Annotated in this window: 10 protein-coding genes; 6 read left to right on the top strand and 4 right to left on the bottom strand. The window is 68.6% G+C overall.

Annotated features, from left to right (window positions below):
- Positions 1 to 55: 55 nt before the first annotated feature.
- The 3 genes from ACFSJG_RS24640 to ACFSJG_RS24630 are packed head-to-tail and all read left to right on the top strand — an operon-like array spanning position 56 to position 3476.
- On the top strand, positions 56 to 913 hold the full coding sequence (locus tag ACFSJG_RS24640; RefSeq protein WP_378487846.1) for a branched-chain amino acid ABC transporter permease: 858 nt from the start codon (positions 56 to 58) through the stop codon (positions 911 to 913).
- Positions 914 to 915: 2 nt separating this feature from the next.
- Entirely contained in the window at positions 916 to 2742 is a 1827-nt protein-coding gene (locus ACFSJG_RS24635) for a branched-chain amino acid ABC transporter ATP-binding protein/permease (RefSeq protein ID WP_378487942.1), read from the top strand.
- Positions 2743 to 2798: 56 nt separating this feature from the next.
- Complete coding sequence (locus ACFSJG_RS24630) at positions 2799 to 3476, top strand: ABC transporter ATP-binding protein (RefSeq protein WP_378487941.1); 678 nt, start codon at positions 2799 to 2801, stop codon at positions 3474 to 3476.
- Positions 3477 to 3524: 48 nt separating this feature from the next.
- On the opposite strand, the gene ACFSJG_RS24625 is transcribed toward ACFSJG_RS24630, so the two are convergent.
- Positions 3525 to 4283: an FAD-binding oxidoreductase gene (locus ACFSJG_RS24625; RefSeq protein WP_378487845.1), complete on the bottom strand. Its 759-nt coding sequence runs from the start codon at positions 4281 to 4283 to the stop codon at positions 3525 to 3527.
- Between the two features lie 154 nt (positions 4284 to 4437).
- Here ACFSJG_RS24625 and ACFSJG_RS24620 point away from each other — a divergent pair, with 154 nt between their 5' ends.
- Positions 4438 to 6006 carry an AMP-binding protein gene (locus ACFSJG_RS24620; protein ID WP_378487844.1) on the top strand — a complete coding sequence of 523 codons (1569 nt, stop codon included), beginning with the start codon at positions 4438 to 4440 and terminating at the stop codon, positions 6004 to 6006.
- A gap of 63 nt (positions 6007 to 6069) precedes the next feature.
- On the opposite strand, the gene ACFSJG_RS24615 is transcribed toward ACFSJG_RS24620, so the two are convergent.
- Entirely contained in the window at positions 6070 to 7188 is a 1119-nt protein-coding gene (locus ACFSJG_RS24615; RefSeq protein WP_378487843.1) for a hypothetical protein, read from the bottom strand.
- A gap of 744 nt (positions 7189 to 7932) precedes the next feature.
- Between ACFSJG_RS24615 and ACFSJG_RS24610 the strand changes: the two genes are divergently transcribed.
- Together ACFSJG_RS24610 and ACFSJG_RS24605 are read left to right on the top strand one after the other, a co-directional pair.
- Complete coding sequence (locus ACFSJG_RS24610; protein ID WP_378487842.1) at positions 7933 to 8631, top strand: alpha/beta fold hydrolase; 699 nt, start codon at positions 7933 to 7935, stop codon at positions 8629 to 8631.
- A 46-nt stretch (positions 8632 to 8677) separates the two neighbouring features.
- Positions 8678 to 10555 (top strand): hypothetical protein, encoded by a 1878-nt coding sequence (locus tag ACFSJG_RS24605; protein ID WP_378487841.1) that lies wholly within the window; start codon positions 8678 to 8680, stop codon positions 10553 to 10555.
- Positions 10556 to 10639: 84 nt separating this feature from the next.
- Here ACFSJG_RS24605 and ACFSJG_RS24600 read toward each other — a convergent pair whose 3' ends face one another.
- On the bottom strand, positions 10640 to 12877 hold the full coding sequence (locus ACFSJG_RS24600; RefSeq protein ID WP_378487840.1) for an NADP-dependent isocitrate dehydrogenase: 2238 nt from the start codon (positions 12875 to 12877) through the stop codon (positions 10640 to 10642).
- Between the two features lie 278 nt (positions 12878 to 13155).
- Positions 13156 to 13443 (bottom strand): pyrimidine/purine nucleoside phosphorylase, encoded by a 288-nt coding sequence (gene ppnP / locus ACFSJG_RS24595; protein ID WP_378487839.1) that lies wholly within the window; start codon positions 13441 to 13443, stop codon positions 13156 to 13158.
- Positions 13444 to 13489 lie beyond the last annotated feature (46 nt).

Genomic DNA, 13489 nt, shown 5'->3' with positions numbered 1-13489 from the left:
TCGATCGAGCATCCGGCGGTGCGGCCCGAGGCCGCACCGCCGGGAGGAGTGAGTGATGACCATTCTCTGGTCCGGGCTCGCGCTCGGCGCCGTCTACGCGCTCGTCGCGATCGGGTACAACATCGTTTTCATCTCGTCCCACACCTTCAACTTCGCGCAGGCGCAGCTGATGATGGTGGGCACCTTCGTCGCGTACACCGGACTGGTGACCCTGGAGCTTCCGGTGCTCGTGGTCGCGGTCCTCGCGACCGTCAGCGTGATGATCCTCGCCGGACTGGAGGAGATCGTCGCCGTCCGGCCGGTCGCCGACCACCAGACCCAACTGGTCACCACACTCGGGGCAGCGACGCTGCTCAACGGGGCGACCCAGTTGATCTGGGGCAACGAGCCCCTGACCGTGCCGTTCTTCGGATCGAACGAACCGATCACCGTGCTCGGCGGCCGGACCTACCCGGTGGAGATCACGCTGCTCGTCCTGGCGACCGCTCTGGTGATCGTCCTCGGGCTGATCGGCCGTCGCACGATGACCGGCCTTGCCATGCTGGGTGTCTCGGAGGACAGGGAGGCCGCGACGCTGCGTGGCGTCAACGTCCGCGCCCTCGCACTCGGCGCATTCGCCGCGTCCGGCGCCCTGGCGGGGTTCCTCGGACTCTTCGTGGGTCCCAAGACCTTCGCCGTCGCGACCCTCGGTGCGGCGCTCGCGATCAAGGGCTTCGTGGCGCTCGCGATCGGCGGGTTCGGGTCGCTGCCCGGAGCGCTGATCGGCGGGTTGACGGTCGGTGTCGTCGAGTCCTTCGCCGCCCTCGAACTGGGCAGCCAGTACAGCAATATCGCCGTGTTCGTCGTCCTGATCGTGATCCTCATGGTCCGGCCCGCCGGCCTCTTCGGCCGGGTGCACGAAAGGATCGTGTGACCATGCAGATCTGGCGCGCAGTGCGTGCAATCCCCGGGTGGGTGTACCCGCTGGCGGTCGGGGTCCTCCTCCTGCTGCTGCCGACCCTCGGCCTCGGCTATGCGATGACCCGGCAGGTCCAGCTCGCGTGCATCCTGGCGCTGGTCGTCAGCGGGCTGAGCCTGAGCCTCGGCTACGCGGGTGAACTGGCCCTCGGGCAGGCGGCGATGTACGCGGCGGGTGCCTACACCGCCGGCCTGATGTCCGAACACGGCCACACCGATCTGGCCCTGCAACTCGTCGCCGCCGGTGCCGTCGCGCTCGTCGTCGGAATCGTCACCGGCATACCGGGACTGCGCCTGGGCAGCTGGTCCCTGGCGATGACGTCGTTCTTCCTCGTCCTGCTGGTGCCGGACATCATCGCCGTGTTCGGCGAGACGACGGGTGGGCGCAACGGACTCAGCGGCATCGAACCCGCGACGCTCTTCGGGCAGGTGCTCACTCCCGAGGGCTTCTACCTGGTGATCGTGCTCGTCACCGTCGGATGGTTCGCCGTCACGCGCAACCTGGTCGTCTCGCGGCACGGAATCGCGTTCCGCACCCTCAAACAGAGTCCGGTCCTGGCGTCCTCTCTCGGTGTCTCGGTGTTCCGGATGAAGGTGCTCGGCTACGCGATCGGTGCGTTCCCGGCGGGACTCGCCGGTGCCCTGTTCGCGAACCTGGACCTGTACATCTCGCCGGAGGCGTTCGGATTCACCTTCGCCACCTCGGTTCTCGCCGCCTGCATCCTCGGCGGGGCAGCCAGTGTGTACGGCGCCGCGATCGGAGCGGCGATCATGCAGTTCGGTCCCAACCAGGCCAGCGACTTCCAGGAGTACGCCCTCGTCGTCTACGGCGGACTGCTCCTCGTCGGCGGTGTCCTGCTGAGCGGAGGGCTCGCGCGCATCGGGAAGATCGCGGTCGGCCGGTTGGACCGCGCGGCAGACCTGCGCCCGGCCGCGGGTGCCCCGACCGGCGACGCGACCACGACGGTGGACGTGGCGCCGATCGACGGCCGGCCGCTGACGATCGACGGACTGGGCAAGGCGTTCGGCGGCAACCAGGCCCTGCGTGGCGTCACGCTGAGCGCGCAACCCGGCCAGGTGACGGCGCTGATTGGACCCAACGGGTCGGGCAAGACCACCACCCTGAACATGGTCTGCGGCTTCTACAGGCCCGATTCTGGCCGTATTCACCTCGGTGACAAGGAGATTCAGGGATCGATCCCGTACCGGGTGGCGCGGGCCGGGGTGGCCCGCACCTTCCAGACCCCGAACATCCCGGACGAGGTCTCCGTGCTGGAAGCCGTCGCGTCCGGTCGCTACAGCACCGCACGGTCGTCGATGGCGGCGACGGTGCTGCGACTGCCCGGCTTCCGGCGAGTGCGTGCCGCCGACCGGGCCGAGAGCATGCGGGCACTGGAACTGGTCGGGATGGCGCACCTGGCGGGGGAGACGGCGTCCGCACTGCCGCTGGGGATGCGCCGGCTGCTGGAGGTGGCGCGGGCGGTCGTCGCGAGGCCGCAGGTCCTCCTGCTCGACGAGGTGGCGTCCGGGCTGGACGAGGACGAGGTCGAACGGCTCGCCGACATCATCCGCGGACTGCGGGACGCGGGCGCGACAGTCGTGCTCGTGGAACACAACTTCCGGCTGGTGCTCTCGCTGGCCGACCGCATCGTTGTCCTCGCCCAGGGAGAGGTGATCGCGGACGGCGCCCCCGCCGAGATCGAGCACGATCCCCGGGTGCTCGGCGAGTACCTCGGCGTCACCGTCGACGACGACACCGCACTCACCCGGGAGGTGACCTCGTGACCGATGGCACGAAACCGATTCTGCGCGTCCGGGATCTGGAATCCGGCTACGGCGACATGCGGGTGGTGTGGGGAGTCGATCTGGACGTGCGGCCCGGGCAGGTGACCGCGCTGCTCGGCCGTAACGGAGCCGGGAAGACCAGCATTCTGCGCGCCATCTCGGGACTGAACAAGGTCGCCGCCGGTTCGGTCGAGTTCGACGGCAGCGACATCTCGACAATGCCCGCACATCGGCGGGTCCGCAGCGGAATGGCGTACGTCCAGGAGGGCAAGCGGGTGTTCCACCGGCAGACGGTGGAGCAGAACCTGCTGCTCGGCGGGTACACGCGCCGGATGCGTCGCTCCGCCCTGCGTGGCGACGTCGAGCGGATCTACGACCTGTTCCCCATCCTCGGCGACAAGCGAGGACTGCTCGCCGGCTCGATGTCGGGCGGGCAGCAGCAGATGCTCGCCATCGGGCAGGCGCTGATGTCGAATCCCACGCTCCTACTGCTCGACGAACCGTCGGGCGGACTCGCCCCCGTCGTCGTCGGCGAGGTGATGGAACGGGTCCGGGCGCTGAAGGAGACGGGACTGGCCGTGCTGCTGGTCGAGCAGGCGGTCGAGGCCGCGATGAGCGTCGCCGACCATGTCGTGGTCCTCGACATCGGCAAGGTGGTGATGGATTCGCCCGCCGACGCGATCGACGACCTCGCGGTCCTGCGGGACGCCTACTTCGGCCGAACCGCGAGCTGATCCCGTGCGCGTTTCCGGTGACTCCCGCTACCGGAAACGCGCACCGGCTCAGCCGACCTGGATGGCGCCTGCGGGGGTACCGGTGTCGACGAGGGCCCGCACCGTCGCGCGCACCATTCCCGGCGATCCCACCACCAGGACCTGGTGGTCGACGTATGCGCCGTACGAGCTGACGACGTCGGCGAGGGTGCCCTGGATGAAGTGGTCGTCGCCGTATGCGGCTGCGCCACGGACCCGTTCGTACCATTCGTCGGGCCACGCGGGGTCGCGGACCTCCTCGACGACCGGGATCACCGTCAGCCAGTCGAGTTGCTCGTCGAGCAGCCACAGCATGTCGGAGGCGTACAGGTCGCGGGGGTGCCTGCCGCCGACGAAGAGGAAGACCTGCGGCGGGTTCGGCCGCCTCGTCAGGTCGAGGATGATCGCGCGCAGCGGGGCCAACCCGGTGCCGCCCGCGACCATGATGACCTCGCGGGCGTCGCGGTCGACGGCCAGGCGCCCGCTCGCCGGCGCGATCTGCCACTCGTCGCCGACGACGGTCTCGGTGACGATGGCCCGACTGAGCCAGCCCGCGGGGACCGCGCGCACGTGGAACTCGAGCTTGCCGTCCAGTGACGGAGGCAGGGCGGGGGAGTAGCGCCGGCCGACGTTCGGGTTCTGCGGCACGATGACGCCGACCGACTGCCCCGGCGTGAACGGGATGAACTCGCCCTCGAGGCGGATGACGGCGAGATCCTCGCGCAGTCGGTGGTGCTGGACGACCGTCGCCGTCCACAGGTCGAACTCCTGCTCCTTCACGCCGTGCATGATATGCGGCTCGGACGGAGTCGAGCAGATATCGATGCGCAACATCCGCAGGTGTTCCCGCTGTGCTTGCGCAACCACTAGAACATGTGTCAGTTTTCGATCTAGTGTGTGAGGCACCACACGAAGACCTGGCGCCTATCTGAGCGGAGTACTCATGACCACCGACGTCCTGCATCGGCCGCAGTTCCTTGCGGACCTGCTGATCACCGCGCTCGACCGGAACGCCGACCGTCCCGCGCTGTACCTCGGCGACGTGGTGCTCACCGGCGGCCAGATGCGCGATCAGATCAGCAGCTTCGTGCAGGCACTCGCCTCGCAGGGCATCGGCAAGGGCTCCACCGTCGCGATGCTGTCGAAGAACCGCCCCGAGGTCCTCATCAGTGTCGGCTCCCAGATGATCCTCGGCTGCCGCAACACCGCCCTCGCGCCGATGGGCTCGGTCGACGACCACTCCTACATCCTCGGCGACGCCGAGATCGAGACGCTGATCTTCGACCCGACCGCCTTCGAGAGCCGCGCCGCCGAACTCAAGGCGACCGTCCCGACCCTGAAGAACTTCTTCTCCCTCGGCCCGTCCGAGGTGGGCACCGACATCCTCGCGCTGGCCGCGGGCTTCGAACCGGCCCCCCTCGTCGCCGCGGACGTCGACGGCGACGACGCGTCGAGCATGGTCTACACCGGTGGCACCACCGGCAAGCCGAAGGGCGTCGTCAACACCTTCGCGTCCGGCGTCACCCTGCCGCAGATCCAGATGGCCGAGTGGCAGTGGCCGGACGAGATGCGCTTCCTCGCGTGCACGCCGCTCTCGCATGCGGGCATGGCGTTCTTCGTCCCGACCCTGATGCGTGGCGGCTCGCTCGTCGTGTTGCCCGCCTTCGAGCCCGGCGCGGTGCTCGAGGCCATCGAGAAGCACAGGATCACCGCGACGATGCTCGTCCCCACGATGATCTACATGCTGCTCGACCATCCCGACCTGAAGACCCGTGACGTCTCCAGCCTGGAGACCCTGTACTACGGTGCGTCCGCGATGTCCCCGGCGCGACTGCGTGAGGGCATCGAGAAGCTCGGGCCGATCTTCTTCCAGTACTTCGGGCAGTCCGAGTGCGGCATGACCATCTCCGTGCTGCGCAAGGAGGAGCACCTCGTCGACGATCTGGAGCGGCTCGCGTCCTGCGGTCGTCCGGTGCCGTGGCTGAACGTCAAGCTGCTCGACGACGACCTCAACGAGGTTCCCCGCGGCGAGCTCGGCGAGATCTGCGTCCGCGGTCCGCTGGTGATGAAGGAGTACTGGAACAAGCCGGCGGAGACCGCCGAGGCACTGAAGGGTGGCTGGCTGCACACCGGCGACATCGCCCGCGCCGACAAGGACGGCTTCCTGTTCATCGTCGACCGCAAGAAGGACATGATCGTCACCGGGGGATTCAACGTCTTCCCCCGCGAGATCGAGGACGTCATCTCCGCGCATCCCGCCGTCGCGTCGGTCGCCGTCGTCGGTGTCCCGGACGAGAAGTGGGGCGAGGCGGTCAAGGCGTGCGTCGTGCTGCGCGACGGGCAGACCGTCGAGGGCGCCGAGCTGTCCGCGATGGTCAAGGACGCGAAGGGTGCCGTGCACGCGCCGAAGACCGTCGACTTCGTCGACTCCCTCCCGCTGACGCCGATCGGCAAGCTCGACAAGAAGGCCCTGCGTGCCCGGTACTGGGAAGGCGCCGCTCGCTCGGTGTAAATGCGCTTCGCGCCTGTGCGCGCTTGTGGTAGTGGGAACTACCACAAGTGCGCACAGGCCCAGTCATTCGGTAGCGGACTCGGCGGTGGGCTCGACGTCGGCGGTCTCGTCGTCCGAGGTCTCTGCGCCGGCCGTACCGTCGCCGGGAGTGGTCTCGCTGTCGAGGGCTGTGGTGGTGTCGTCCGTCGCGGTCGTGTCGTCGGGTGTGGCGGCAGGCTCGTCGTCGGCCCGCGTGGTGGCCTCCTCCTCGAATCGGGCCTTCTCCGAGTCGGATTCGGAGACAGTGATCGGATCGGGCCTGGCCGGAGCGAACTCCGAAGCCGGCTCTGCTGCAGGCTCGGGTGCGGGTGCGGGTGCGGGTGCGGGTGTCGACGCCGACGCGGCGACTCCGGGCAGCGGGGCGTTCGCGATCACGACCGCCTCGTCGGGCACGTCGCCGGTGTCGGACTCCACCACCACCGGGAACTCGCCGTCGGGGACGACAGGCGGGGCCGGGGGCGTCGTCACCGGGACCGCGGCGTTGTCGATCGTCGGCTTCGTGATCTCGAACCACCTGTCGTACCTCGGGTCGAGTTCCTGCACCCGCGCCACGAACTCCGCCTCGGTGTCGAGCATTCCGAGGTCGCGCTCCCACTGTGCCTGCAGGACGGCCACCGGGTGGTACGCGTCGTAGATCATGTAGGTGACGTTGCCGTTGTCGCTCGCCAGGGCCAACGGATCGTCGAGCCCTGCGGTGTTCTCGGCGGTCCGCCGGAACAGACTCGGAGTCGACCACGGATTGTCGGCGCCGTGCAGGGTGGCCCAGCCCGCGTACACCACGATCGCCGAGGAGACCGGACGCAGGAACCTCCACTGCATGGTGGCGACCGGGTCACCGACCACGATGATCTGGGTCATGGTGTATCCGTCGGTGACCGCCTCTGGGTCGCGGGCACCGTCGGCCTCGACGCCGAGGAGCGGTGCGCCCACCCAGCGCAGCAGGGGCCTGCCGTCGAGCCACGCCTTGACGCCCCACGGGCCCCGCGGGTCGGCCATGATCACCGCCGCGGAGACGTGGCCCACGAGCAGTCCCTCCTCGATGGCCTGTTCGTAGGCATTCGCCGACGCCTCGGCGCCCTGGGAGTGCCCGATGAGGACGATTGCCTTGTCGGCGAACGCCGGATCGTCGGCGATGGCCTCCACGACGCGAAGGTTGTCCTCGTCCCCGCCGACATGCTGGACGTGTACGTCGGGGCGAACAGTCCGAGGACGCTGCCGAGTCCGTCATCGGGGTCGGCGCTCGCGATCACCGGCCAGAAGCTCTGGGGGTAGTGCACCTGATAGGCGGTGCGGTTGCCCAGGAACGTCGTCGCCCACGGCCGGACGGGGACGTTCCCGGTCCCGTTGGTGACGAACATGGCCGGAATTCCGGCGGGAAGGAAGCCCGCCAGTGAATCCGGTCCGTCGTAGTCGGGAGTGGTGACGTCGGTGACGACGCCTTCGTCCTGGAGTTCCTCGAGCGTCTCGGCGGCGGCCCACGCCGTCCCGAACGTCAGGGACACGGCCAGCGCGCCGGCCCCCGCTGCCTTCACGGTTCTTCTCACCGAGATTCCCCCGACGTCGTTGGCGGGTTCCCGTGCGGGGTCCGCGCGGGTCTGGAGCTCAGGTTGCGAATGGTGCCGATCTCCGGGTGATCTGGCACGACGCTATGTGCCGGATGCTGTCTCGGGGGTGGATTCGACGGCGGGTCGGCCGTTCCGATCGGATAACGGCATCGCGTGTTTGATCTCGAAATCGCCTACAGCACCGAGTGATTGGAGTGAATCAATCGCATCGTCCAGGTCGGCCTGCTCGTTGTCGCGGGAGGTTTGCCAATGTCGGGCGGTTGCGGCCGGATGTGACCTTTCCGTGTCCCCGGCGGAGACGCGCAGGCGATAGCCTCGCGACATGGCGACCTACGTCCTCCTTCCCGGCGCCGGAGGGGAATCCTCGTACTGGCAGTTCGTCACCCCGCGACTGCGTGCGCTCGGACACGAGGTGATCGCGCCCGACCTGCCGAGCGACGACGACACCGCAGGACTGCGCGAGTACGCCGACGTCGTGGTGGACGCGGTCGGGGACCGTCGCGGCGTGATCCTGGTGGCACAGTCGATGGCCGGGCTGCTCGTTCCTCTCCTCTCCCCGCGCATCGACATCCGGCTCGTCGTGCTGGTGGCGGCGATGGTGTCCGCCGAGGGCGAACTTCCCGGCGACTGGTGGGCGCACACCGGGCAGGAGGCAGCCAGGCGGGACCTCGACGTGCGAGAAGGCCGGGACCCCGACGCCGAGTTCGACCCGATCGTCACCTTCCTGCACGACGTCCCCGCCGACGTCCTCGCCGTCGCGCTGGACGGTGCCCGGCAGCAGTCGAACACGCCGTTCGAGCAGACGCTTCCGATGCCGCCGTGGCCCGACGTGCCCACCCGGTTCCTGCTCGCGCGCAGGGACCGCTTCTTCCCCGCCGACTTCCAGCGGCGGGTGGTGCGCGAACGGCTCGGCATCGACCCCGACGAGATCGATGGCGGGCACCTGCCCGCGCTGGCCCGCCCGGCCGAGCTCGCGGATCGGCTCGAACAGTTCCGTGAGACGCTCACAGAGAGCCGTTGACAAACCGCGGGTGGCTCCGGTCGATCTCCGGACGACGAGGTGGAAGGTGGGTGCGAACGCGGTGGTGGTCGACACGCAGGGGGCGGCGACCGACTCGGCGCAGGCGCGGACGACTGCGGTCGGGCAGCACCTCCGCAGGTGGCCGCCGTCGCCGCGGGTGATCCTCGCGGCCGCGCTGGTGCTGGTGGCCGCGCAGGCCGTCGCCCGTGCGTCGCTGGTCCTCGATGGACACCTCTACTGGGACGACCTGATCCTCGCCGGGCGTTCGTCCGCGATGCCCCTGCTGTCGCCCGAGTTCCTGCTCTACGACCACGACGGGCACTTCATGCCCGCAGCCTTCCTCACCGCAGGCGTCGCCACAATGCTCGCGCCGCTGCAGTGGTCGGCGGCCGCGGCGACACTCATCGCGTTGCAGCTGCTGGCCGCCCTCGCCGTGCTGCGGGTGCTGTGGCTCCTCCTCGGCCCGCGCCCGGTGGTCCCCGCGCTACTGGCCCTGTATCTGTTCACACCGCTGACACTGCCCTCGCTCGCGTGGTGGGCTGCCGGGTTGAACTCGCTGCCGATGCAGGCAGCACTCGCCTGGGTGGCGGGTGACGCACTGCTGCTCGCCAGCACCGGCCGCCGCCGGTACGCGCTGACGGGCACGGTGGTGACAGCCGTCGCTCTGGCGTTCTTCGAGAAATCGGTGCTGGTTCCGTTCGTCGCGTTCGCCGTCGTCGCGCTGGTAGCGCGGGTCGACGGAACCAGCTCTCCGGTGCGCGGTGCGTGGCGGTCCGGTCGGCCGTTGTGGCTGGCGTGTGGTGCCGTGCTCGCGGTGTGGGCTGCCCTCTACCTCACCGTCGTCGACTCGCAGCTACGTGTTCCGGCACCCGCGGAGGCAGCGATGTTCGTGCACCACGGCACCAGCCTCGGAGTCGTGCCTGCACTGGTCGGCGGTCCGTGGGGGTGGGAACGGTGGCCACCCGGCCCGCCGTGGGCGATCCCGCCGACCGGTCTGGTCGTTGCCGCCTGGATCGTGGTCGCACTCGCTGCCGTCGTGACGCTGCGGTGCAAGCAGCGGACCGGGTGGGTGTGGGCGGCCATGGTCGCCTACGTCGCGGCATCGGAGGTGGCGATGATGGTGGGCCGCTCCGGGCCCGACACCGTCTACGAGATCGCGCAGTCACTGAGATACACGAGCGACAGCGCCGTCGTGCTGGTACTCGGGGTCGCGCTGCTGATTCGGGCCCCGAGCCGCCTCGACACCGGACGCACCGTCGGGCGCCACGTGGCGAGGCCACCGGTCGCGGCCGCGATCGTCGCACTGATCGTCACGTCCAGTCTTTGGTCGACCGTGACGTTCGCCCGCAGCTGGGACGCCAACCCCGGCGCCGGCTACCTGGATATCGCGCGAGATTCGCTGGCGCGGCACCGGGACGTGCCGCTGCTCGACCAGCCGGTGTCCCTGATGACGCTGCTACCCGTCGCGGCGCCGTGGAACATGGCCTCCCGAGTGTTCGGGCCGCTCACCGACCGGCCCGCGTTCGCTTCGGCGACGCCCGAGTTGCGAGCGCTCGACGAGTCGGGCCGTCTGGTGTCAGCGACTGTGGAGCCGACGCGCTGGGTGGTGCAGGGTCAAGAGCCCGGCTGCGGAACGCGAATCGGCCAGGCAGGTGGCGAGGTGCCGTTGAGCGGTCCGCTGATGATCTGGGAATGGACGGTGGCGCTCAACTATCACGCGTCCGCCGACGGGACGGTGTCAGTCGCTCTCGGTGCAGGTTCACCGGTGGACGTACCCGTGCGCGCCGGTCTGCACCAGGCGTTCGTGCGGATCTACGGTACTGGTTCGGTGTTGTCGGTGCGGCCCGTCGGTCCGGGCCTGGAACTGTGCATCGGGTCGGGGACGGTCGGTGTCGTCGTGCCCGGCACCGAGGCGATCCCGTGACTCCCTGACCGGACCTCCGAATAACGGCGGGCCCGCACCCGGGAAGGATGCGGGCCCGCCGTCACGAGGCCGGATGCGGTCGGCTCAGGCGAGCGCGGCCGCCAGCGCCTCGTTGAAGGTCTTGCTCGGACGCATCACCGCAGCGGTCAACTCGGCGTCGGGGGCGTAGTAACCGCCGATGTCGACCTGGTTGCCCTGCGCGTCGTTCAGCTCGCCCACGATGGCGTTCTCGTTCTTGGCGAGGGCGTCGGCGAGCGGGGCGAAGTGGGCGCGCAGCTCCTCGTCCTCGGTCTGGGCGGCCAGCTCCTGTGCCCAGTACATCGCGAGGTAGAACTGGCTGCCGCGGTTGTCGAGCTCGCCCGTGGTCCGGGACGGGCTCTTGTCGTTCTCCAGCAGCTTGCCGGTCGCGGCGTCGAGGGTCTTGGCGAGAATCGTCGCCTTCTTGTTGCCGGTCTTGATGCCCAGGTCCTCGAGGCTGACCGCGAGTGCGAGGAACTCGCCGAGCGAATCCCAGCGCAGGTGGTTCTCCTCCACCAGCTGCTTGACGTGCTTGGGGGCCGAGCCGCCCGCACCCGTCTCGTACAGGCCGCCACCGGCCATCAGCGGCACGATGGACAGCATCTTCGCGCTGGTGCCCAGCTCGAGGATCGGGAACAGGTCGGTGAGGTAGTCACGCAGGATGTTGCCGGTCGCAGAGATGGTGTCGAGGCCGCGGATGAGGCGCTCCATCGTGTACCGGATCGCGCGGACCTGCGACATGATCTGGATGTCGAGGCCCTCGGTGTCGTGATCGGCGAGGTACTTCTTCACCTTCCCGATCAGCTCGTTCTCGTGCGGACGGTACGGATCGAGCCAGAAGACGACCGGCATGCCGGAGTTGCGGGCGCGGGTGACGGCCAGCTTGACCCAGTCCTGGATCGGCTCGTCCTTGACGATGCACAGACGCCAGATGTCGCCCTCCTCGACGTTCTGGGTCAGCAGAACCTCTCCGGTGGCGAGATCGGTGATGTTCGCGACGCCGCCCTCGGGGACCTCGAACGTCTTGTCGTGCGATCCGTACTCCTCGGCCTTCTGCGCCATCAGACCGACGTTCGGCACGGTGCCCATCGTGGTGGGGTCGAACGCGCCGTTGGTCTTGCAGAAGTTGATCATCTCCTGGTAGATCCGGAAGAAGGTCGACTCCGGGCTGACGGCCTTGGTGTCCTTGGTGCGGCCGTCGGCGCCGTACATCTTGCCGCCGGCGCGAATCATGGCGGGCATCGACGCATCGACGATGACGTCGCTGGGGGAGTGGAAGTTCGAGATGCCGCGCGCCGAGTCGACCATGGCCAGCTCGGGACGGTGCTCGTGGCACTTGTGCAGGTCGTCGACGATCTCCTCGCGCTGAGCGCTGGGGAGGGACTCGATCTTGCTGTACAGGTCGGACAGGCCGTTGTTGACGTTCACGCCGAGCTCGTCGAAGAGTGCGCCGTGCTTGGCGAACGCGTCCTTGTAGAAGACCTTCACCGCGTGGCCGAACACGATCGGATGGCTCACCCGCATCATCGTGGCCTTGACGTGCAGGGAGAACATCATGCCCGTCTTGTAGGCGTCCTCCATCTGCTCTTCGTAGAACTCGATGAGCGCCTTCTTGCTCATGAACATGCTGTCGATGACGTCGCCGTCGGTGAGCGCCACCTTCGGCTTGAGGACGATGGTCTTGCCGCTGGTGGTCAGCAGCTCCATCTTCACCTCGCGGTCGCCGTCGACGGTCATCGACTTCTCACCGTGGTAGAAGTCGCCGTGCCGCATGTGCGCGACGTGCGTGCGGGAGGCCGGGGACCACTCGCCCATGCTGTGCGGGTGCTTGCGGGCGTACTCCTTGACGGCCTTCGGGGCGCGACGGTCCGAGTTGCCCTCGCGGAGCACCGGGTTCACCGCGCTGCCCAGGCACTTCGTGTACCGGGCCTTGATCGCGGCTTCCTCGTCGGTGGTCGGGTTGTCCGGGTAGTCGGGGAGGGCGTAGCCCTTGCCCTTGAGTTCCTTGATCGCGGCGAGCAGCTGCGGGACCGATGCGCTGATGTTCGGCAGCTTGATGATGTTCGTCTCGGGCAGCTGGGTCAGACGGCCCAGTTCGGCCAGGTTGTCCGGGACCTGCTGGTCGTCCGTCAGGTGGTCACCGAACTCGGCGAGGATGCGGGCCGCAACGGAGATGTCGCTCGTCTCGACGTTGATTCCGGCCGCATCGGCGAAGGTGCGAATCACTGGCAGAAAGGCGTGGGTGGCCAGCATCGGCGCTTCGTCGGTCAGCGTGTAGATGATGGTCGGTTGTTCCGCACTCATGTTTTGTTCTTTGCTCCCGTCTCGGCAGACGCGATTGGTGTTCGCATCTCGTCTCGGCCACGTGGTGGTGACAGTGACCAATATCTCGTACTACAGCAGATGTGGTGCCGGCCCCGTTGGGGGCCGGTTCGGCCGCCACCTGACTGACGCCCTGTCGAGACTAGTCAGGTCACCCTCGGCGCACGACCCCGACCGCGATGTTGGTCGTCCGGAGACGGGAGTGGCCGCCACCGAACGATCGGTGGCGGCCACTCACACGTCGACCAGAGGTGGACGAATCAGCCCTCGAGGTACTCGCAGAGGTACGCCGTGGGCACCTCGACCTCGAGGTCGAAACCACTCGAACCCGGGACCTCGAAGCTGGTGCCTGCGGGGAACTGCTGCCACTCGGCGCCGGGGAGCTTCACGCGGAGTTCCCCGTCGACGACCGTCATGCGCTCCGGAGCGTCCGTACCGAAGTGGTACTGCCCGACGTCCATGACGCCGACCGAGGCGCGGCCCGCGGACCGCTCGAACGCGACGCTCTGCACGGCGTCGTCGAAGTAGGTGTTGTGCTGGAGACTCATCGGGCAATCATCGCAGAGCACGACGGGTCTCCGACCTGCGGGCCGA

Origin of the sequence: Rhodococcus gannanensis (genome assembly GCF_042681175.1) — a bacterium.
GTDB lineage: Bacteria > Actinomycetota > Actinomycetes > Mycobacteriales > Mycobacteriaceae > Rhodococcus_G > Rhodococcus_G gannanensis.
This window is presented reverse-complemented; position numbering and strand designations above follow the sequence as displayed.

Bases quoted from the DNA above. Each gene is read 5' to 3' on its own strand.
- ACFSJG_RS24620 (WP_378487844.1), top strand. From the start codon at position 4,438: ATGACCACCGACGTCCTGCATCGGCCGCAGTTCCTTGCGGACCTGCTG.
- ACFSJG_RS24610 (WP_378487842.1), top strand. From the start codon at position 7,933: ATGGCGACCTACGTCCTCCTTCCCGGCGCCGGAGGGGAATCCTCGTAC.
- ACFSJG_RS24630 (WP_378487941.1), top strand. From the start codon at position 2,799: ATGCGGGTGGTGTGGGGAGTCGATCTGGACGTGCGGCCCGGGCAGGTG.
- ppnP (WP_378487839.1), bottom strand. From the start codon at position 13,443: ATGAGTCTCCAGCACAACACCTACTTCGACGACGCCGTGCAGAGCGTC.
- ACFSJG_RS24635 (WP_378487942.1), top strand. From the start codon at position 916: ATGCAGATCTGGCGCGCAGTGCGTGCAATCCCCGGGTGGGTGTACCCG.
- ACFSJG_RS24625 (WP_378487845.1), bottom strand. From the start codon at position 4,283: ATGCACGGCGTGAAGGAGCAGGAGTTCGACCTGTGGACGGCGACGGTC.
- ACFSJG_RS24600 (WP_378487840.1), bottom strand. From the start codon at position 12,877: ATGAGTGCGGAACAACCGACCATCATCTACACGCTGACCGACGAAGCG.
- ACFSJG_RS24640 (WP_378487846.1), top strand. From the start codon at position 56: ATGACCATTCTCTGGTCCGGGCTCGCGCTCGGCGCCGTCTACGCGCTC.